This window comes from Paenarthrobacter sp. NPDC091711 (assembly GCF_044756605.1).
Classification (GTDB): domain Bacteria; phylum Actinomycetota; class Actinomycetes; order Actinomycetales; family Micrococcaceae; genus Arthrobacter.
In genome coordinates this window covers 371,965-390,886 of record NZ_JBIVTF010000004.1, presented here as the reverse complement: position 1 = coordinate 390,886, position 18,922 = coordinate 371,965, and the positions used below count along the sequence as shown (strand labels likewise).

At 62.0% G+C, this 18,922-nt stretch carries 20 protein-coding genes and 1 riboswitch; of the genes, 3 read left to right on the top strand and 17 right to left on the bottom strand.

Annotated elements, in window-relative coordinates:
* Positions 1–69: 69 nt before the first annotated feature.
* The 12 genes from ACIQH5_RS09675 to ACIQH5_RS09620 all read right to left on the bottom strand — a co-directional run bounded on the left by ACIQH5_RS09675 (position 70) and on the right by ACIQH5_RS09620 (position 8,481).
* Positions 70–414: a DUF2469 domain-containing protein gene (locus ACIQH5_RS09675; protein ID WP_018776202.1), complete on the bottom strand. Its 345-nt coding sequence runs from the start codon at positions 412–414 to the stop codon at positions 70–72.
* A 66-nt stretch (positions 415–480) separates the two neighbouring features.
* Positions 481–1,275, bottom strand: a complete 795-nt coding sequence (locus tag ACIQH5_RS09670; RefSeq protein WP_400402466.1) for a ribonuclease HII — start codon at positions 1,273–1,275, stop codon at positions 481–483.
* Positions 1,276–1,292: 17 nt separating this feature from the next.
* Positions 1,293–2,120, bottom strand: a complete 828-nt coding sequence (lepB, locus tag ACIQH5_RS09665; RefSeq protein WP_400402463.1) for a signal peptidase I — start codon at positions 2,118–2,120, stop codon at positions 1,293–1,295.
* Complete coding sequence (gene lepB / locus ACIQH5_RS09660) at positions 2,121–2,798, bottom strand: signal peptidase I (protein WP_400402461.1); 678 nt, start codon at positions 2,796–2,798, stop codon at positions 2,121–2,123.
* Between the two features lie 80 nt (positions 2,799–2,878).
* Positions 2,879–3,232 carry a 50S ribosomal protein L19 gene (gene rplS, locus ACIQH5_RS09655; RefSeq protein ID WP_014922079.1) on the bottom strand — a complete coding sequence of 118 codons (354 nt, stop codon included), beginning with the start codon at positions 3,230–3,232 and terminating at the stop codon, positions 2,879–2,881.
* Positions 3,233–3,498: 266 nt separating this feature from the next.
* Complete coding sequence (gene trmD / locus ACIQH5_RS09650) at positions 3,499–4,299, bottom strand: tRNA (guanosine(37)-N1)-methyltransferase TrmD (RefSeq protein ID WP_400402459.1); 801 nt, start codon at positions 4,297–4,299, stop codon at positions 3,499–3,501.
* Positions 4,300–4,854 (bottom strand): ribosome maturation factor RimM, encoded by a 555-nt coding sequence (gene rimM / locus ACIQH5_RS09645; protein ID WP_400402456.1) that lies wholly within the window; start codon positions 4,852–4,854, stop codon positions 4,300–4,302.
* Positions 4,855–4,983: 129 nt separating this feature from the next.
* Positions 4,984–5,226 (bottom strand): RNA-binding protein, encoded by a 243-nt coding sequence (locus ACIQH5_RS09640; protein WP_011775119.1) that lies wholly within the window; start codon positions 5,224–5,226, stop codon positions 4,984–4,986.
* Position 5,227: 1 nt separating this feature from the next.
* Entirely contained in the window at positions 5,228–5,650 is a 423-nt protein-coding gene (gene rpsP, locus ACIQH5_RS09635; protein WP_024817151.1) for a 30S ribosomal protein S16, read from the bottom strand.
* Positions 5,651–5,887: 237 nt separating this feature from the next.
* On the bottom strand, positions 5,888–6,325 hold the full coding sequence (locus ACIQH5_RS09630) for a hypothetical protein (RefSeq protein WP_400402452.1): 438 nt from the start codon (positions 6,323–6,325) through the stop codon (positions 5,888–5,890).
* A gap of 122 nt (positions 6,326–6,447) precedes the next feature.
* Positions 6,448–7,320: a VOC family protein gene (locus tag ACIQH5_RS09625; protein ID WP_400402449.1), complete on the bottom strand. Its 873-nt coding sequence runs from the start codon at positions 7,318–7,320 to the stop codon at positions 6,448–6,450.
* Positions 7,321–7,398: 78 nt separating this feature from the next.
* Positions 7,399–8,481, bottom strand: coding sequence for an amidohydrolase family protein (locus ACIQH5_RS09620; protein ID WP_400402447.1), 1,083 nt, complete (start codon positions 8,479–8,481; stop codon positions 7,399–7,401).
* Positions 8,482–8,563: 82 nt separating this feature from the next.
* A riboswitch (TPP riboswitch) is annotated at positions 8,564–8,671 on the top strand.
* Between ACIQH5_RS09620 and thiC the strand changes: the two genes are divergently transcribed.
* Positions 8,667–10,526, top strand: coding sequence for a phosphomethylpyrimidine synthase ThiC (thiC, locus tag ACIQH5_RS09615; protein WP_400402444.1), 1,860 nt, complete (start codon positions 8,667–8,669; stop codon positions 10,524–10,526). It overlaps the preceding riboswitch by 5 nt.
* Here thiC and ACIQH5_RS09610 read toward each other — a convergent pair.
* Both ACIQH5_RS09610 and ffh read right to left on the bottom strand, forming a co-directional pair.
* Positions 10,509–11,231 (bottom strand): alpha/beta fold hydrolase, encoded by a 723-nt coding sequence (locus tag ACIQH5_RS09610; protein ID WP_400402441.1) that lies wholly within the window; start codon positions 11,229–11,231, stop codon positions 10,509–10,511. The genes thiC and ACIQH5_RS09610 overlap by 18 nt on opposite strands.
* 69 nt (positions 11,232–11,300) lie before the next feature.
* Positions 11,301–12,881 carry a signal recognition particle protein gene (ffh, locus tag ACIQH5_RS09605; RefSeq protein WP_400402439.1) on the bottom strand — a complete coding sequence of 527 codons (1,581 nt, stop codon included), beginning with the start codon at positions 12,879–12,881 and terminating at the stop codon, positions 11,301–11,303.
* Positions 12,882–13,049: 168 nt separating this feature from the next.
* Between ffh and ACIQH5_RS09600 the strand changes: the two genes are divergently transcribed.
* A complete protein-coding gene (locus ACIQH5_RS09600; RefSeq protein ID WP_400402436.1) occupies positions 13,050–14,450 on the top strand; it encodes a glucose-6-phosphate dehydrogenase in 1,401 nt (466 codons plus the stop codon).
* A gap of 87 nt (positions 14,451–14,537) precedes the next feature.
* Here ACIQH5_RS09600 and ACIQH5_RS09595 read toward each other — a convergent pair whose 3' ends face one another.
* Both ACIQH5_RS09595 and ACIQH5_RS09590 read right to left on the bottom strand, forming a co-directional pair.
* On the bottom strand, positions 14,538–14,876 hold the full coding sequence (locus ACIQH5_RS09595) for a P-II family nitrogen regulator (protein WP_011775128.1): 339 nt from the start codon (positions 14,874–14,876) through the stop codon (positions 14,538–14,540).
* Entirely contained in the window at positions 14,873–16,204 is a 1,332-nt protein-coding gene (locus ACIQH5_RS09590; protein ID WP_400402434.1) for an ammonium transporter, read from the bottom strand. Before ACIQH5_RS09590 ends, ACIQH5_RS09595 begins: the two co-directional genes overlap by 4 nt.
* 276 nt (positions 16,205–16,480) lie before the next feature.
* Between ACIQH5_RS09590 and ACIQH5_RS09585 the strand changes: the two genes are divergently transcribed.
* Positions 16,481–17,719: an MFS transporter gene (locus ACIQH5_RS09585; RefSeq protein WP_400402432.1), complete on the top strand. Its 1,239-nt coding sequence runs from the start codon at positions 16,481–16,483 to the stop codon at positions 17,717–17,719.
* On the opposite strand, the gene ftsY is transcribed toward ACIQH5_RS09585, so the two are convergent.
* Positions 17,712–18,917 (bottom strand): signal recognition particle-docking protein FtsY, encoded by a 1,206-nt coding sequence (gene ftsY, locus ACIQH5_RS09580; protein ID WP_400402430.1) that lies wholly within the window; start codon positions 18,915–18,917, stop codon positions 17,712–17,714. The genes ACIQH5_RS09585 and ftsY overlap by 8 nt on opposite strands.
* Positions 18,918–18,922: the final 5 nt, after the last annotated feature.

The window sequence follows — 18,922 nt, the reverse complement described above, 5'->3', positions numbered from 1 at the left end:
GGGGTCAATGCGCTATGTGGGTAAAGGTGAAGAAGTCACTGCTGTGGAGGAATACTGAAGAGCGCCGGATTAGTTTCCGAGATCTCCCAGATCACCAAGGCCGCCATCCTTCGGCAGAGCCAGGTCCTCGCTGCGCGGCAGTTCCTCCACGTTGACGTCCTTGAACGTGATCACCCGGACATTCTTCACGAAACGCGCAGAACGGTAGACGTCCCAGACCCAGGCATCCTGCAAGGTGAGGTCAAAGTAGACTTCGCCGTCCGCACTGCGGGCCTGCAGGTCCACGTGGTTGGCCAGATAGAAACGCCGCTCGGTTTCCACTACATAGCTGAACAGACCGACAACATCCCGGTACTCGCGGTAGAGCTGAAGCTCCATGTCGGTTTCATAGTTCTCAAGGTCCTCGGCGCTCATAGTTCCATCTTGCACTATCAGCCGGGCAGCCCGCGCCACATGGGGTGGCAGCGCGGGTCTGAGGCATCAAGCCAGATCAGGACCGGTGAGGTTCCAGCTTGTCCGGTGATGGACACTGGGGCCTTGCGAGCGAATGACATCACGGTGGGCAGAAGTGGCGTAACCCTTATTGACGTTCCAGCCATAGGAGGGGATTTCCGAATGCAGGTCAACCATAATCCGGTCTCGGGCAACTTTGGCCAGGACACTGGCGGCCGCAACACTGAGACAACTCATATCCGCTTTGATCCTGGTATGCACTGGCGCCTCGCACCAAGGGCCGGGGTCGGGACTGTCGAAGAGCGAGGCCTGAACGTCCGGCGAAAGCCAGTTGTGGCTGCCGTCCAACAGCACAATATCCGGAGTGATGCCGCCTTCAAGGATTTCAAACCAAGCCCGGGTTCCGGCCAGCCGCAAGGCGGCGATGATGCCGATTTCGTCAATCTCCCGGGACGATGCATGCCCGACGGCGGAGGCCACAGCCCACTCTCGAACAAGGGGCTCCAGTCTGTCGCGGTCCTCGGGCTTGAGCAGCTTGCTGTCCCTGACGTCAGCCAGCAGACCATGCTCCTCCAGGTTCACCACAGCAATGCCAACACTGACCGGGCCTGCCAAGGCTCCCCGCCCAACCTCATCCACTCCGGCAAGTAAGCGCACGCCGGAGGACAAGTAGGACCGCTCGATGTCCAGGGTTGGGAATCCCACGGGGCTCTTGGCCTTTTTGGTGGGTTTAGCCTGCGTCTTAGCCGAGGCCTTCGCCGCAGCCTTGGCAGGAGTCTTGGCCGGAGCTTTCCCTTTGGAACTGGTAGCCATGGATGCCATTACTTTTCCCAGGTGCCTTACTTAGCCGGGGTACCTTCAGGGACGTCACGGAAAACGTCCTGATAGTTATCGAGGATGGTCCATCGGTTAATCGGCCAGGCAATGACGGTGGCTTTGCCTTCAACATCCTCGATGTTGATGAAACCCCCGTTGACTTCCTGGTGCATCCGGGAATCCTCGGAGTGGTTGCGGTTGTCGCCCATCACCCACACTTTTCCTTCCGGAACAACAATATCGAAGGTCTTCGGCTGCGGCACCTCGGCCGGGTTGATATAGGTTTCGTTCACCGGCACCCCGTTGATGGAAAGACGGCCCTCTGCATCACAACAAGAAACCCTGTCCCCCGGGAGGCCGATGATGCGCTTAACCAGGTGCTGATCATTGTTATCAGGAGCCAAACCAACGAACTCCAGGCCGTCTCCCACCCAGTCCATGGGTCCGGCCGGCTTCGTCGCCACGGGCGGCAGCCAAGCCTGGGCATCCCTGAAGACCACAACATCCCCGCGTTCGAGGTCGAAGGGGCCAGGCACCAGGAGATTGATGAAAATGCGATCGTTGACGTCCAGAGTGCTTTCCATGGACTCGGACGGAATGTAGAACGCCCTGAACAGGAAAGTCTTGAGAAGGAAGGACAACACCAGCGCAATCGCCACTACGGTGACGATCTCCTTGACCCATACAAGCACCGGGTTTTTACGGGGTTTCTCAGCTGCGTGGGACCCGCCCTCGGACGGTGAGCCGTCAACCGGGCGGGGCTCAGCCATGCCGGCGGCACTGGCCGTTCCATCCGAGAGCCGGGCGCCATCGGGGTACCGCTCGGGGTTCTCTGGAGCTTTGTCCGGCATTTACTGTCCGTTCTTCGGTGGTGTTTCGGCCTGCGCTGAGCGAGGCATTTCTGCAAATCTATCAAGTGGCCAGACGATCCGGACCGGTTGGCCTATAACGCGCTCGACGGGCACCATGCCGCCGCCGGGGGCGCCCAGAAGCCCACGCGAATCAGCAGAACGCGAACGGTGATCACCCATGAGCCAGAGGCGGCCGTCAGGAACCACGACATCGAATTTCTGTTTGCTGGGTTCGTCCCCCGGATAAAGGTAGGGTTCCTCAAGAACCTGACCGTTCACCGTGAGGTGCCCTGCCGTGTCGCAGCACTGGACGTGGTCGCCCCCCACCCCTATGACACGCTTCACGTACGTGGTGTCGCTGCCGGTGAGCCCGAACCATTGGCTGGCGGCGGACACCGCATCAACAAAAGGACCCTGTCCACTGCTCAGGGGGTCGAAGGAACCGCGGCCGTCGAAAACCACAATGTCCCCGCGGCGAATCGGTTCAGAGACGAAAGCCGTCCGAGAGACCAGGATCCGGTCCCCTTCTTCAAGAAGGGGTTCCATGGACTCGGAGGGAATGTAGTAAACATCCAGCCATAAGGACCGGACCAGGCCGCTGATCGCAACGGCCAGCACCAGCGCGAGCAAAACAAAACGCCAGCCCTGTTTCCGGGGCTGGCGTTCTGATGTGTCCATGACTCGTATCCCTGTTGCGTTGCGGATTGCTCCGGAACAACCGGGCACGAATCCTGGACCCGTTATGTAAGTCGGAGGACTTACTTGGCGAAGTCGCGCTTTTCCTTGATCTTCGCAGCCTTACCGCGCAGTGCGCGCATGTAGTAAAGCTTGGCGCGGCGGACGTCACCCTTGGTGACGACCTCGATCTTGTCGATGATCGGGGAGTGTACCGGGAAGGTACGCTCTACGCCGACACCGAAGGAAACCTTGCGCACGGTGAAGGTTTCGCGAACGCCGTCACCCTGGCGGCCCAGGACGAAGCCCTGGAATACCTGGACACGGGAGTTCTTGCCTTCGATGATGTTGACGTGAACCTTGAGGGTGTCGCCCGCGCGGAACTCCGGAACATCGTTACGCAGCGAGGCTGCATCTACGCTATCGAGGATATGCATTAATCCACTCCTGGTGAACGCCACAGGTCATTCACTTTGGGTTACGGCAGACAAGCCCGGGGCACGAAGGCCATCCGGAAATCTCCGCCGAAGTTTCTTAGTGTCCAGCTCTGCCACTGCTTGGCATCGCCGGGTTGTCCGACTGTTGGCTGAACTCCCCCTGTGGCAGGTGTCAGCCCAGCGGACACAAGGGTTAATTCTGCCATAGTCGCCACCATCCGGCCAACTGTCCGGCTCACTGCAACTTTCGACGGCGGGAAGTGACGTTAGTTTTCGGCCTTGCCGCCGGGCCGGGCACGAAGGCGACCATCAACGACGTCGTAGCCGAGGTCCGCGAGGGCCTGCCGGTCAGCGCGACTCAACACGCTGGCGTCGAAACCTTCCATAAGATCCGGCCTGCGTTCAGCCGTCCGGCGGAACTGCTCGTGGCGCCGCCACTGGGCAATCTTGCCGTGGTTGCCGCTGAGGAGGATGGGAGGGACGTCGTGGTCCCGCCACGCTGAGGGCTTGGTGTACACGGGATACTCCAAAAGGCCATCCGAGTGCGACTCTTCAACCAGGGATTCCGGGTTGCCAACCACACCGGGAAGGAGGCGCCCGATCGCTTCGACCATGGCCAACACAGCCACCTCACCGCCATTGAGGACGTAGTCGCCGAGGCTGACGGGCCGGACCGTGAAATGATCCTGTGCCCAGTCAATGACTCGCTCGTCAATGCCTTCGTAGCGGCCGCAGGCGAAGACGAGTTGATCTTCCTCGGCCAGCTCGTAAGCCAGGGCCTGGTTGAACTTCTCCCCCGCCGGCGAAGGAACGATCAGAATCGGTTTGGATCCTTCGCGGGCCGCCGCGACCGATTCCAGGGCTTGTGCCCAGGGTTCTGGTTTCATGACCATTCCGGCGCCGCCACCATAGGGGGTGTCATCCACCGTGCGGTGTTTGTCCGTAGTGAAGGAGCGCAGATCGTGGACGTTCAGTTCCAGCAATCCGTCCTGGCGGGCCTTGCCTATGAGTGATAGCTCCAGCGGAGCGAGGTACTCAGGAAAGATACTGACAACATCGATCCTCATTCAGGCATCATCCCCGGCGCCATCCTTGGGCTCCTTGGGATTCTCGTCGTTGATTTCGAAGAGGCCCGACGGCGGAGTGATAAGGATGTAGCCATCCTCTATGTTGACCTCCGGAACGATTTCTTCAACGAAGGGAACGAGGATTTCCTTGCCGTCGGGAGCCTTGACCGTCAGGAGGTCCTGGACGGGCAAGGTTGTGAGCGCGGCGACTGTGCCCACTACCTGCGAACCAACCCGGGCCTCCAGACCCACCAGCTCGTGCTCGTACCAGCCTTCGTCGTCGTCTTCGTCGTCGAGTTCCTCGGTTTCGATGAAGAGCTTCGCTCCCCGGATGACCTCGGCGGCGTTACGGTCCGCGATTTCCTCGAAGCCCAGCAGGAGGATGTCCTTGTTCCACCGGGCACTGCGGATGGTCAGCGGGCCGGCCGAAGCCGGCTCCACCACAAACTCGGTTCCAGCGACGAATCGCTCGGAAGGCGCGTCGGTGAGTACCTGCACCGTTACCTCGCCGCGAATACCGTGCGGTTTGCCGATCCGGGCCACCTGGAGCTGCATGGATTCCTCTGAATTCTTATGTACCGCGCCGCCGGGCAGCCACGGTGATGAAATGGTGGATAAAGCAATCCGGCCCCTCCACCATATTCGGTGAAGGGGCCGGATCTAAGACAAGTAGTGCTGAGCGCGTTACCGGCGACGGTCGGTGTCGACGACGTCGACCCTGACCTGCTCGCCACCAGCCAAAGCTGCAACCACTGTGCGCAACGCGCGTGCGGTGCGTCCTTGACGGCCGATCACCCGTCCGAGGTCCTCCTGGTGAACACGCACCTCGAGGGATTCCCCGCGGCGGTTGTTCTTGGCACTGACCTTGACATCCTCAGGGCTGTCAACGATCCCACGGACCAAGTGCTCGAGCGCTTCTGCCAGCAACTTACTCAGCCTCGGTGGTCTCTGCTTCAGCCTCGGCCGGAGCCTCAGCAGCTTCGTCCTTCTTGGCCTTCTTGGTGATGGCTTCCGGAATGATGACGGAACCCTTCTCCGGAGCTACGAAAGCTTCCTTCGGAGCTTTGGTCTTCAGGGTGCCTTCCTGGCCCGGGAGGCCCTTGAACTTCTGCCAGTCACCGGTGATCTTGAGGATCGCGGCAACCTGCTCGGTCGGCTGGGCGCCAACGGAAAGCCAGTACTGGGCACGCTCGGAAGCGACCTCGATGTACGACGGCTCTTCAGTGGGGTGGTACTTGCCGATTTCTTCAATGGCACGGCCATCGCGCTTGGCGCGGGCATCCATGACGACGATGCGGTAGTACGGTGCGCGCATCTTACCGAAGCGCTTAAGGCGAATCTTTACGGCCACTTTTGTGGTCACTCCTGTTTCTGAAACGAGGTTGAACCCGACGTTCTGCACCCGTGGGGCGGGCCATACTTGACGGTTCGAAGGACAAGATACGAGCACGGAGAGAGGGGCCGCACCGATCGAGTACCTGTCTATTGTGCCAGATGCCCGGAATAAATACGACTTCCGCCACGTCGGCCCGTGTGTTGTTGCTCACCAGCAGGGTGCAAATGCGTACCCAAACCCGGGCCGGTGGCCTTATTCGGACCAGACGTAGAGCCCTGAACGCTCCACCTTTTCAACGTCCGTCGCCAAAGCTGCCAGTTGCTGGACGTACTGGCGCGCCTGGGCTGCATCGAAGGGCATGTCGTCCTGCGCAGCCCAAGCGGCAGCGACGTCGTCGAGGACATTTGCGTCACCTTCGCTCTCGTACGTCAGCAGTTCGGCCAGCGCCCTCACCATGGCCTCAGGGACGCCCAGGAGCGCATCACTGGTGACGTCAACCAAGGCGAGCTCGTAGTCGGCACCCGCTGCATGGACGGCCTGGCCGGCGAGGTCACCCAACTGTTCGACTTCAAAGTCGGTAATGCCGTCAATCCGGACGCCCGGGCCGGTCACATCCGCCCCCTTGTCCAAGGCTGCTGCCCGCTTGAGTGCTTCATCGTGGGTGGCTACAAAAATTTCGGCAAAGCCCATGGAAAGTACTCTCATTCCTTCGTGCTGACGGGGCGGCGGCACGGAATCCGAAAGGCTCCGCGCCGACTCCTTCCAGCCTAGTGCAGCACAGCGGACGTACGGGCAACCCGACAGGCACAGCTTTAGCGGACCGCAACCCGCAGCTTGTTGCGCCAAGGGTCCTCAAAGTGCAGCTCTGCTCCGGTGTGATGATGCTGCACCCCCGCAACCTTGAGGCGGTCGGCCAGCGCTCCGACATGGTCATTTCCAGGGACTTCGATCAGCACCTCGCCCAAACCCAGGGTGTCCTTTCGGGGCCCGGCTCCGCGACTGTTCCAGACGTTCATGGCCATGTGGTGGTGATAGCCTCCGGCGGAAACGAACAGCGCCTGTCCATGCCACCCCGCGGTCCGCTCGAATCCGAGCGTCTCAACGTAAAACTTTTGCGCAGTCTCCACGTCCCCCACCTGCAGGTGAACGTGCCCGATGCCGGCAGCGGCCTCGAGCTGCCCTGTCACGGCAGCTTCACTCAGGTGCTGCTGCAGGAACCGCTGGGGCGGGAGGGCAACATTGTCCATGACCACGTTCTTGCCATCCCACTGCCACAGTTCACGGGGCTTGTCATAGTAGAGCTCAATGCCATTGCCCTCAGGGTCGGTGAAGTAGAACGCCTCACTGACCAAGTGATCGGCGCTACCCGCAAAAGCGCGGGGTTCATACTCCGCGGCAGTGGCAATTGTGGCGGCCAAGGAGGGCTGGTCCTCGAACAGGATGGCCGTGTGAAACAAGCCGGCCTCGCCCCGTCCTGGAATCTGCAGTCCCGCCGCCGGAGCAAGGTGAACCACCGGCTTGCCGACTCGCCCCAGATACAGCCCGCCATCCTGCTCGGCAACCACCTTCAGGCCCAGGGCGCGCTGGTAGTAGTCGCTCATGACCTTCATGTCGCCAACCTTGAGCATGACGGTGCCCATGGTGAGTTCGGCAGGCAGAAGATCCTGACTGGTTGAAATGGTCATGTGAAGCTCCCGGTTCTGAGGTGGCCGCGCATCGGCATCCTTCTACCCTTATAAATTACTTGAAGCTTCAATTTATTCCTAACGGACGACACGTCCTCCAAGGACTACGTGTTTGAGGTCAGTGACCGTGGCCAGGCGGCGTCGAGGGTCGTCACTGCACAACACGACGTCGGCCCGGGCACCCTCGCTGATGCCCTCGGCTCCCAGCCATGCCCGGGCACCCCACGCGGCGGCCTCCAGGACAGCGGCAGGCGGCAGGCCGGCGTCGTGCAGTTCCATCATTTCGTCCGCAATCCTGCCGTGTTTGATGACGCTTCCCGCATCGGTCCCGGCATAGATCGCAACGCCTGCCTCAAATGCTTCCAGCACGCGCTCCCGCCGGCGCTCCCACAGGCGAGTCATATGGACTGCGTACTCGGGAAACTTTGGCCCTGCCTGCGCGGCGATATCCGGGAAAGTCGCGATGTTGACCAAGGTGGGCACGATCGGTACGGACTGCTCAAGCAACCGCGGAATGTGCCGAGGCAAGAGGCCGGTGGCGTGCTCGATGCAATCGATATTGGCATCGAGCATGTCGTCGATGGTGTCCTCGGCGAAGCAATGAGCCGTAACCCTGGCACCTTCGTCATGCGCCGCCGCGATGGCGTCCTTCACGGTCTTTGCCGGAAACGATGCGGTGAGATCGCCAACGCCACGATCTATCCAGTCGCCCACCAGTTTCACCCAGCCATCACCGTCCCTGGCTTCCTTTCGGACGGTCTCCACCAGCTGCTCCGGTTCAATCTCGTGGCCCAGGCCGCGGAGGTAGCGCCGGCTCCTGGCAATATGCCGGCCTGAACGGATGAGTCGGGGCAAGTCAGACCGCTGCTGGACCCAGCGCGTGTCGCTGGGCGATCCGCAATCGCGGATCAGCAGCGTTCCGGCGTCGCGGTCCGTGTGGGCCTGAGCCAGGGTGGTTTGCTCGTCAACCGCTCCCCCTGCCCCTAGTCCGATGTGGCAGTGGGCATCCACCAAACCAGGCAGAACCCACCCCTCCAACACAACGTCCGGCATGACCGTGGGGCGCTGGAAGGTCAGAACTCCATCCACGGACCACATCCCCTGGCGCTCCTCGTTCGCCGAGACGAGCACAGGTCCAATGAATTCGATGATGGTGGCCATGGTAAAAGCGTAGCGGGGCAGCGCGACAGAGCCCGTTGCCAGCATGTGACTGGGCCGCTGTTCAGAGCTGTGGTAGCTTCGTCTACGACCACACGGGGGCCCCTGCAGGGGCTGAGATCGGACTGACGCAGTCTGCGACCGTTGAACCTGTCCGGGTAATGCCGGCGAAGGAAGTGAGTATTCCCTTGAGCACCACAGAAACACAGCACAGCCCTGCCCAAAACGGAAAGAACGCGGGCCAAAACGGGACGAACGCGGGCCAAATCGAGTCCATCACGCAGTCGTTGAAGTCCCACTCGCTGGCCTGGTTGGAGGATCCCCACCATGGCATTCGGGTCCCCGTTACGGAGATCGCGTTGGAACCCTCCCCCAATGGCCTGGCCAACCCGCCTCTGCAGGTTTACCGGACAGCAGGCCCGGGCAGCGATCCCGTGGTAGGTCTGGAGCCGTTCCGTACCCCATGGATTGAAGCCCGTGCAGACACTGAGGCGTATTCGGGGCGCGAACGGAACCTGCTCGATGACGGTAAATCCGCAGTTCGGCGAGGAGCATCTTCAGCGGAGTGGAAAGGCGCGCGGCCGGTGCCGCGCCGCGCCGTCGACGGTAAGACCGTCACCCAGATGCACTACGCGAAACAAGGCGTCGTGACTCCGGAGATGCACTTCGTCGCATTACGGGAGAACTGCGATGTTGAGCTCGTCCGCAGCGAAGTTGCCGCGGGAAGGGCGATTATCCCGAACAACATCAACCACCCCGAATCCGAGCCGATGATCATCGGCAAGGCCTTCTTGGTCAAGATCAACGCCAACATCGGCAACTCGGCAGTCACCAGTTCCATTTCCGAGGAAGTGGACAAACTGCAGTGGGCGGCGCAGTGGGGTGCTGACACAGTGATGGATCTCTCCACAGGAGATGACATCCACACCACGCGTGAGTGGATCATTCGCAACGCGCCCGTTCCTATCGGAACAGTCCCCATTTACCAGGCGCTGGAGAAGGTGAACGGCGAGGCCAACCAGCTGACGTGGGAGATCTTCCGCGACACCGTGATCGAGCAGTGCGAGCAGGGCGTGGACTATATGACCATCCATGCGGGCGTTTTGCTCAGGTACGTGCCGTTGACCGCCAACCGGGTCACGGGCATCGTATCCCGCGGCGGCTCCATCATGGCCGGGTGGTGCCTTGCTCACCACCAGGAGAATTTCCTCTACACGCACTTTGACGAGCTCTGCGAAATCTTTGCCCAGTACGATGTGGCGTTCTCCTTGGGAGACGGGCTGCGTCCCGGATCCATTGCCGACGCCAACGACGCCGCGCAGTTCGCCGAGTTGGATACACTCGCGGAGCTGACACAGCGGGCGTGGGAGTTTGACGTCCAGGTCATGGTGGAAGGTCCCGGACATATTCCCTTCCATCTGGTGCGGGAGAATGTTGAGCGCCAGCAGGAGCTGTGCAAGGGTGCGCCGTTCTACACATTGGGTCCACTGGTTACCGACATCGCCCCCGGCTATGACCACATCACCTCAGCCATCGGCGCCACGGAAATTGCACGCTACGGCACCGCGATGCTCTGCTATGTGACCCCGAAGGAGCACTTGGGGCTTCCTAACAAGGACGACGTCAAGACTGGCGTCATCACGTACAAAATCGCGGCGCACGCGGCAGACCTCGCCAAGGGACATCCGGGAGCTCACGAACGTGATGATGCGCTGTCCAAGGCGCGGTTCGAGTTCCGCTGGAGGGACCAGTTCGCCTTGTCCCTGGACCCTGTCACCGCGGAAGCGTTCCACGACGAGACACTGCCTGCAGAACCCGCCAAAACCGCCCATTTCTGCTCCATGTGCGGACCTAAGTTCTGTTCGATGCGCATCAGCCAGGACATCCGCGACGAATACGGTTCGGCAGAATCCCAGGCTGCAATCGCAGGAATGTATAACGGGATGCGCCAAAAGAGCGACGAGTTCCTGGCTTCAGGGGGAAAGGTGTACCTGCCGGAGCTTCAGGTCCCCGCGAACCAAGGCAGCAGCTCAGGAGGCCTGAACTGACATCGCCCGGCCCACATCCGCGATGAACGAGCGGATAGCCTGATCGCCGTCAACGGAATCCTGGGGCCGGTGTCCGCCCGCTGCCACGCGGCGGAGGGCACCGGTTTCCTGGAGGTAGCCCGCAATTTCCTCGTAGAGGGGTTCCCAACCGCCGGTGAGGACCAAGGTGGGGACCCCTGGAACGATCTGGAGCGGCGCCTCCCATGGCGGTGCCTGGAGCCGGAGCCTGCGGGCGGAACGCCGGGCTTCTGCAGTGTCCAGCCCACCCGTTTCAGCAGAGAAAGCCCGACGGAAATATTCACGCTGGTAATCGGCGTCATTGAGTTGCGTGCGGGCGTCGAACAGCGGTTCCATGAGTGCCCGGTGGGAACCCGTAGCCGGAAGCTCAGCCGTCAGGGACAAACATGCGGGCTCCACCAAAGTGAGCGAATGCACCAGCTCGGGACGTTCGATTGCTGCCAGCATGGCGGAGATGGCGCCTTGCTCGTGTGCCACGATGTGGCCCCCACCGGAATCAATCAAGGCATTGATCACAATGGCAACGTCCGCCGCCACATTGGATTCCGTTGGTTCGGCGACGGCGTCAAAGCCGTGCCGCCGAAGGAAGAGGGCATCATAAGCGAGGGCCATGCCATGTTGCTTCGGCCACGCCGCAGCACCGAAACTGCCCAGGCCGTGGACGAAAACTACGCGCTGCTTATGCATTGATTCAGCCTATTCCACGGCTCTGACATCCTAAGGAACCGGGAGGCCCGGCTCCTTAGGACGCAATATCTACTTTCCGAGGAACTTGTCAAAGCCCTTGGGAAGATTGAGCGATGACGGATCGAAGTCCGCTGCACCCTGACCAAAAGCCGCTCCAGTAGGGGCTGCCGAGGCAGCGTTTGCCCGCTTGGCTTCGGCATCACGCAGCTCCTGGGCTGCCTTGGCAGGGTTGCCCGAGCGAGCCTTCTTCTTCGGGGCGTTCTTCCCGTTCTTGCGTCCGCCGCCGGGGCCTCCGAGGCCAGGCATCCCGGGCATGCCCGGCATGCCACCGCCCTGGGCCAGTTTCTTCATCATCTTCTGCGCCTGAGCGAACCGCTCCAGCAGGCCATTGACTTCAGAGACGTGCACACCGGAGCCCTTGGCGATACGGGCACGGCGGGAACCGTTGATGATTTTCGGAGCCACCCGCTCGTGCGGGGTCATGGAGCGGACGATTGCCTCGACGCGGTCGATCTCTTTTTCGTCGAAGTTCTCAAGCTGCTGGCGGATGTTCTGCGCACCCGGCATCATCATGAGCATCTTCTTCATGGAGCCCATGTTGCGGATCTGCTGCATCTGGGCCAGGAAGTCGTCCAGGGTGAAGTCTTCCTGGTCGGCGAACTTCTTCGCCATCCGGGCAGCTTCGTCTTTGTCCCACGACCTCTCGGCCTGCTCGATCAGTGTGAGGACGTCACCCATGTCCAGGATGCGCGAAGCCATGCGGTCCGGGTGGAAGAGCTCGAAATCATCCAGTCCTTCACCCGTGGAGGCAAACATCACCGGCTTGCCAGTCACGGACGCGACCGAAAGTGCGGCACCGCCGCGGGCATCGCCGTCGAGCTTGGACAGCACGATTCCGGTGAAGTTGACGCCCTCATCGAACGCCATCGCCGTGTTGACAGCGTCCTGGCCGATCATGGAGTCAATGACGAAGAGGACTTCGTTGGGAATGATCGCCTGACGGATGCGGCGGGCCTGATCCATCATCTCGGCGTCGACGCCAAGGCGGCCGGCGGTGTCAACAATCACGACGTCGTGCAGCTTCTGACGCGCTTCCTCGACACCGGCCTTGGCGACGGCCACGGGATCGCCGGCAGGGTGCTCGAGCTCGGACGTGGCGCCGGGGTGCGGAGCGAACACGGGAACGCCGGCACGCTGCCCCACAACCTGGAGCTGGGTCACTGCATTGGGGCGCTGAAGATCACAGGCAACCAGCATGGGGCTGTGCCCCTGGGACTTGAGCCACTTGGACAGCTTGCCGGCCAGGGTGGTCTTACCGGCACCCTGGAGGCCGGCGAGCATGATGATGGTGGGGCCGGTCTTGGCCAAACGGATGCGGCGGGTTTCGCCACCAAGGATCTCCTTGAGTTCCTCGTTGACGATCTTCACGATCTGCTGGCTCGGGTTCAAGGCTCCCGAGACTTCGGCGCCCAAGGCACGTTCACGGATACGGCCGGTGAACTCGCGGACCACGGATACTGCAACGTCCGCGTCCAACAAGGCACGGCGAATCTCCCGAACGGTGGCATCGACATCAGCCTCGGTGAGGCGGCCTTTGCCACGAAGGTTCTTGAAGGTTGCTGTCAACCGGTCAGAGAGTGAATTGAACACGCGCCGTGCACTTCTTTCGATGGTCTACGAATGGCGGCCAATGCGGCACGCCATAGTCCTGATCATTCTTGCCCCGGCAAATAGCTCTCAGCCAACAAATCTGTTTCGACTACGGGACTCGACTATCTAGGGTACCAAGTCGCACCTGCAAGATGGCATGCTGGCACAGTGACCAGCAAAACAACTGTAAAAACGTTGCTCATCCTCGGCGCGTCCGGGGACCTGACAGGCAGGCTGCTCCTGCCGGGCCTGGCCGGCCTACTGGCTTCCGGCCGGGCGCCCGGACTTCGATTGGTGGGGGCGGGCTCTGACCCGTGGTCCCCTGAACAGTGGCAGGAACGGGTCACCGGTGCCTTCGCTGCGGCGTCAAGCGCGGCTGACACCGACGGCCGCACTGTGCTGGCTGCCGTCGCCGAATCCACTGAATACCATCAGGTGGACGTCACCGCTGACGGACCGCTGGCCGGGCTTTTGGCCCAACTGGAAGGGCCGGTGGCCATCTACTTCGCCTTGCCGCCCCACGTCAGCCAGAAGGCCTGCGAGGTTCTCCACCCGGATCAGCTGCCCCCGGGAACGCGGTTGGTGATGGAAAAGCCGTTCGGCTCCGGGACAGAATCTGCGCACCAGCTCAACAAGACACTCGCCGCACTGGTGCCCGAAGACCACATCCACCGCGTGGACCACTTCCTGGGCAAAGCCACGGTACTGAACATCCTGGGTCTTCGTTTCGCCAACAGGTTCCTGGAGCCCGTGTGGAACCGGGACCACATCGAGAAGGTGGAGGTCATCTTTGATGAGGACCTGGCCCTTGAGGGCCGGGCCCGGTACTACGACACTGCCGGCGCCCTTCGCGACATGATCCAGAGCCATCTCCTGCACATCATGGCATTCCTTGCGATCGATGCCCCGGCCACCATCGAGGAACGGGATCTTCGTGACGCCGTGGCTACGGTCCTGCGTGCCAGCAGCATCAAAGCCCCGTACAGCGGCTCCACACGCCGCGCCCGATACACCGCGGGAACGCTGGGGGAACGGACGGTGCCGGACTACGCTGCCGAGGAAGGCGTGGACCCTTCCCGCAGCACCGAAACCCTGGCCGAAGTGCGGGTGGAGATCGACAACTGGCGGTGGAAGGGTGTCCCGTTCATCCTTCGCTCCGGCAAGGCCCTGGGACACCGGCGCAAGGAGGCCGTGATCACCTTCCGCCCTGTCCCCCACCTGCCCAAGGGATTCTCCGGCGTGGACTCTCCCAACCAGCTGCGGATCGGCTTCGGTCCGGATGTACTCCAACTCGACGTCGATGTGAACGGCCCCGGCGACATCTTCACGTTGGACCGCGCAAGTTTGGTGGCCCAGCTCAACGCTGCCGGAATGCTTCCGTACGGTGAAGTGCTGGAGGGCATCCTCAACGGCGATCCCCTGTTGTCAGTTCGGGGTGATACTGCCGAGGACTGCTGGCGGATCATCGAGCCGGTCCTCCGCGCCTGGGAGGCCGGTGACGTCCCGCTGGAAGAGTACGACGCCGGCAGCGGGGGCCCGGCGGGCTGGCCCACCGACGTCGTGGACTAAAGACGGTGGCGCATCGAAAACGCCGCTGACACATCAAGTGGGCCGGGTACCTTGACTGGTACCCGGCCCACTTGATGATTGATGGACTTAGATTGCGGCTGCGCCGCGCTCCCCGGTCCTGACCCGGACTGCTTCGTAGACATCCACTGTCCAGACCTTGCCGTCACCGGCGCGGCCCGTATTTGAGCTGGCGATGAGGACATCCAGGATGTCGTCTGCCTGCTCATCCGTGGCGAGGACCTCGATCCGGATCTTCGGCAGAAGATCGACGTTGTACTCAGCTCCCCGGTATACCTCGGTGTAGCCGCGCTGGCGGCCGTAGCCGCTTGCCGCGCTGACCGTCAGGCCCTGGACCCCGTATGATTCGAGGCCTTCCCGGACTGCTTCAAGCTTTTCGGGACGGACGATCGCTGTGATGAGCTTCATGCCTGGACACTCTCCTTGCCTTCAGCGGGCGTCTTGGTTGCAGCGGGGTCGGACTTTCCTGTCACGGCATTGTGCAGTGGCTGGAAGCTGCCACCGTGGCCGTTGACTCCGAACTCGTAGGCCGTCTCAGCGTGGAGGCTGAGGTCGACGCCAACGTTCTCCTGCTCCGTGGAGACCCTGAAGCCCATGGTCTTGTGGATGGCGAAGGCAATGATGGCCGTCATGATGGCCGAGAAGGCAATCGCGATACCGGCTGCTGCGAGCTGTGCCCACATCTGGGTCATGCCACCGCCGTAGAAGAGGCCGCCGCCCACTCCGTCAGTGGACTTGGCGATGAAGCCCAAGGCCACCGTGCCGATGATGCCGGAGACGAGGTGGACGCCTACAACGTCCAAGGAGTCATCGAAGCCCCAACGGAACTTCAGGCCGACCGCCAAGGCGGAGGCAACACCGGCGACTACACCCAGGCCAAGGGCACCAATGGGGTCCACGTTTGCGCAGGCCGGAGTGATGGCTACGAGGCCGGCTACAACACCGGATGCTGCGCCGAGCGACGTCGGGTGGCCGTCACGAATGCGTTCGGTGATGAGCCAGCCGATCATGGCTGCCGCGGGGGCTGCCAGGGTGTTGATCCAGATCAAGCCCGCCTGCTCAGCGGTGGTAGCTGCGCCACCGTTGAAACCGAACCAGCCGAACCAGAGGATTGCAGCGCCGAGCATCACGAAGGGGATGTTGTGCGGGCGGTGGTTCGGGTCCTTACCGAAGCCGCGGCGGTTTCCAATGATGAGAACCAGGACGAGTGCCGCCACACCGGCGTTGATGTGCACCACGGTGCCGCCGGCGAAGTCGATGGCCGGGCCAAGGGCCTTGCCGATTGCGCCTTCGGGGCCGAACAAGCCGCCGCCCCAGACCATGTAGGCCAGCGGGCAGTAGACCAGGGTTACCCAGACAGGAACGAAGATGCTCCAGGCGCCAAACTTGGCGCGGTCGGCGATGGCGCCGCTGATGAGGGCGACGGTGATGATGGCGAAGGTGGCTGCGTAGCCAATCTTGATCATCGCGTCCGGGGTGGTTTCAACTCCGATAAGGCCGAAGGAAGCGAACGGGTTGCCCACGATCTCCAAGAAGCCTTCGCCCGAGCTCATTGATGCGCCCCACAGCACCCAAACAACCCCGACGATTCCAATGGAGATGAAGCTCATCATCATCATGTTCAGGGCTGCTTTGGCGCGTGTCATGCCGCCGTAGAAAAATGCCAGACCAGGTGTCATGAACAGCACAAGCGCCGCCGCCACCATGACCCATACGTGACCTGCGGTAAGTTCCATGGTGCACGTTCCTCTCTTGCTAGATCTGCGGTTCAACCGCTGTCCTGACGCCGTTTGCGTCCTGCTTAAGAGTTTTGTGCCGCCGTGTTTCACCTGCGCGGGTTTTACATTGCGGGCTGGTTACAACAACCTCCCCAACGTAAATGGTGCATATCCCCAGTGTTACGGATATGTTTCAGGCGTCGGACTTCACCGGAAATACCCGGTTTTGGACCACATGCACCTCTACAGCCCCAGAAGTATCACCGAGAATCTCACCTGAAGGACCAGCACCGTATGACCGAGTCGCCCAGATCCGTCAAAGCCCCAAGGATCAGGCCGGAGAAGACTCCCCTTCCGCGCGATATCAAGGTGATGTTGGCTGCGGCGTTCCTGATCGCGTTGGGCTTTGGCCTGGTGGCCCCGGTCCTGCCGCAGTTCGCCACCACCTTCGACGTCGGCGCCACTGCTGCCGCCGTCATTGTGAGTATCTTCGCGTTCATGCGATTGGTCTTCGCACCTGCAGGCGGCGCCTTGATCGGACGGTTCGGCGAGCGGAATGTCTACGTCACCGGTTTGCTGATCGTTGCAGTCTCCACGGCGGCATGTGCCTTCGCGCAGGACTATTGGCAACTACTGATCTTCCGGGGTCTCGGTGGTGCCGGCTCGGTGATGTTTACAGTTGCCGCTATGGGACTGCTCATCCGTCTCGCACCGCCCGAGCGCCGGGGTCGCGTGTCCGGTGCCTACGCCTCGGCATTCCTGATAGGAAGTGTTCTGGGTCCGGTAGTGGGTGGGTTACTGGCGGGCTTCGGCCTCCGGGTACCCTTCCTGGCCTACGCAGGAGCGTTGTTGGTGGCCGCCCTGGTGGTGCGCACCATGCTCAGCGGTGAAGGAAATGCAGCACAAGAGACTGCACCTGCCCCGGCCATGACCCTCAAGGAAGCCTTAGCGGACTCTGCCTACCGCGCCGCCATATTCTCAAGCTTCGGCAACGGCTGGGTGACATTCGGCGTCCGGATGGCCACCATCCCGCTGTTCGCCGTTGCTGTCCTGCAGTCAGCGCCTGAGACCGCAGCATGGGCGCTGGCCATCTTTGCCGTGGGCAACGCCCTTGCCCTGACCTTCAGCGGGCGGCTCGCCGACGCGTGGGGACGTAAGCCACTGCTGATCCCCGGTTTGGTCATCACGGGCGCGGCCACCGGCGTCATCGGGCTCACCACTGATCTGACGGGATTCCTCATCGCTTCCGCGGTGGCGGGTTTCGGCTCTGGATTGCTGGGCCCGGCACAGCAGGCCGCCGTCGCCGATGTCATTGGCCGCGGCCGCTCGGGAGGGAAGGTACTGGCGATCTTCCAAATGGCGGCTGATACCGGGGCGATCGTTGGTCCGATCGTGGCCGGGCTGCTTGCCGACCGCCTCGGCTACGGCTGGGCGTTCGGCATCACCGGAGGCGTGCTCCTCCTCACCGCCGTAGCCTGGCTGCCGGCGCGGGAGCCTTCTAAGCACTCCCCCGCCGGCCACAACGCTAGTTGAGCAGGGCGTCCACGAAGCTTTCGGCGTCGAACGGTGCGAGGTCGTCCGGGCCTTCGCCCAAGCCAATAAGCTTCACGGGGACACCCAGCGACTTCTGGATGGCCACAACAATGCCGCCCTTGGCGGTTCCATCCAGCTTCGTCAGCACGATGCCGGTGATGTTCACTACCTCCGCGAAGACCCGGGCCTGGTTGAGGCCGTTCTGTCCGGTGGTGGCGTCCAGGACCAGCAGGACCTCGTCCACTTCGGCCAGCTTCTCAATGACCCGCTTGACCTTGCCGAGTTCATCCATCAGCCCGGTCTTGTTTTGCAGGCGTCCCGCCGTGTCCACCATGACTACGTCGACTTCCTGGTCGATACCAGCCTTCACGGCCTCGTAGGCCACGGAAGCGGGATCGGCTCCGTCGATGTCGGACTTGACCGTGGGCACACCCACGCGCTGTCCCCACGTGGCCAACTGCTCGGCGGCAGCGGCGCGGAAAGTATCAGCGGCGCCCAAGAGGACGTCCTTGTCTTCAGCTACCAGCACGCGTGCCAGCTTGCCCACTGTGGTGGTTTTGCCAACGCCGTTCACCCCAACAACAAGCACGACGGCGGGACGGTCGCCTTTGCGCTCAACGTTCAAGGAACGGTCCATCCCTGGATCAACCAGCTTGATGAGTTCCTCACGGAGCATCGCTTTGACGTCCTCCGGGCTCCGGGTACCCAGCACCTTGACGCGCTCACGCAAGGCGTCCACCAACTGCATGGTGGGTTCAGTGCCAAGGTCGGCCAGCAGGAGTGTCTCTTCTACCTCGTCCCACACGTTTTCGTCGATCTTGTCGCCCGACAACAAGGCCAGGAGACCCTTGCCCAGGATGTTGTTGGACTTGATCAAGCGGGCACGAAGGCGGGTGAGCCTGCCTTCCACCGGCGCTGGAGTGTCGATGGCGATTGTTTCGAGCCCGGCGGCGTCATCCGGGACATCCGTGTCCTCCACCGTCCCGTCGAAGGTGGGAGCCGGCGCCTTCACCGCATCCGGACGGTCCTCCACAAGCGTTCCGCCGCCTGCTGCCGATGACTGGACGGGATCGTTCGCGTCGCGTGTTCCGGGGTATTTTGCGCCGGACTTCCGGGCTTTCAACAGTACCGGCACGAGTCCGCCGACCACTACGAGCGCAGCGAGAATGGACAGAATTATGGGTAGGAAATCGTTCACTCCCC

Coding starts and splice junctions, on each gene's coding strand:
- ACIQH5_RS09675 (WP_018776202.1), bottom strand. CDS start 414: ATGAGCGCCGAGGACCTTGAGAACTATGAAACCGACATGGAGCTTCAG.
- ACIQH5_RS09670 (WP_400402466.1), bottom strand. CDS start 1,275: ATGGCATCCATGGCTACCAGTTCCAAAGGGAAAGCTCCGGCCAAGACT.
- lepB (WP_400402463.1), bottom strand. CDS start 2,120: ATGCCGGACAAAGCTCCAGAGAACCCCGAGCGGTACCCCGATGGCGCC.
- lepB (WP_400402461.1), bottom strand. CDS start 2,798: ATGGACACATCAGAACGCCAGCCCCGGAAACAGGGCTGGCGTTTTGTT.
- rplS (WP_014922079.1), bottom strand. CDS start 3,232: ATGCATATCCTCGATAGCGTAGATGCAGCCTCGCTGCGTAACGATGTT.
- trmD (WP_400402459.1), bottom strand. CDS start 4,299: ATGAGGATCGATGTTGTCAGTATCTTTCCTGAGTACCTCGCTCCGCTG.
- rimM (WP_400402456.1), bottom strand. CDS start 4,854: ATGCAGCTCCAGGTGGCCCGGATCGGCAAACCGCACGGTATTCGCGGC.
- ACIQH5_RS09630 (WP_400402452.1), bottom strand. CDS start 6,325: ATGGGCTTTGCCGAAATTTTTGTAGCCACCCACGATGAAGCACTCAAG.
- ACIQH5_RS09625 (WP_400402449.1), bottom strand. CDS start 7,320: ATGACCATTTCAACCAGTCAGGATCTTCTGCCTGCCGAACTCACCATG.
- ACIQH5_RS09620 (WP_400402447.1), bottom strand. CDS start 8,481: ATGGCCACCATCATCGAATTCATTGGACCTGTGCTCGTCTCGGCGAAC.
- ACIQH5_RS09610 (WP_400402441.1), bottom strand. CDS start 11,231: ATGCATAAGCAGCGCGTAGTTTTCGTCCACGGCCTGGGCAGTTTCGGT.
- ACIQH5_RS09595 (WP_011775128.1), bottom strand. CDS start 14,876: ATGAAGCTCATCACAGCGATCGTCCGTCCCGAAAAGCTTGAAGCAGTC.
- ACIQH5_RS09590 (WP_400402434.1), bottom strand. CDS start 16,204: ATGGAACTTACCGCAGGTCACGTATGGGTCATGGTGGCGGCGGCGCTT.
- ACIQH5_RS09585 (WP_400402432.1), top strand. CDS start 16,481: ATGACCGAGTCGCCCAGATCCGTCAAAGCCCCAAGGATCAGGCCGGAG.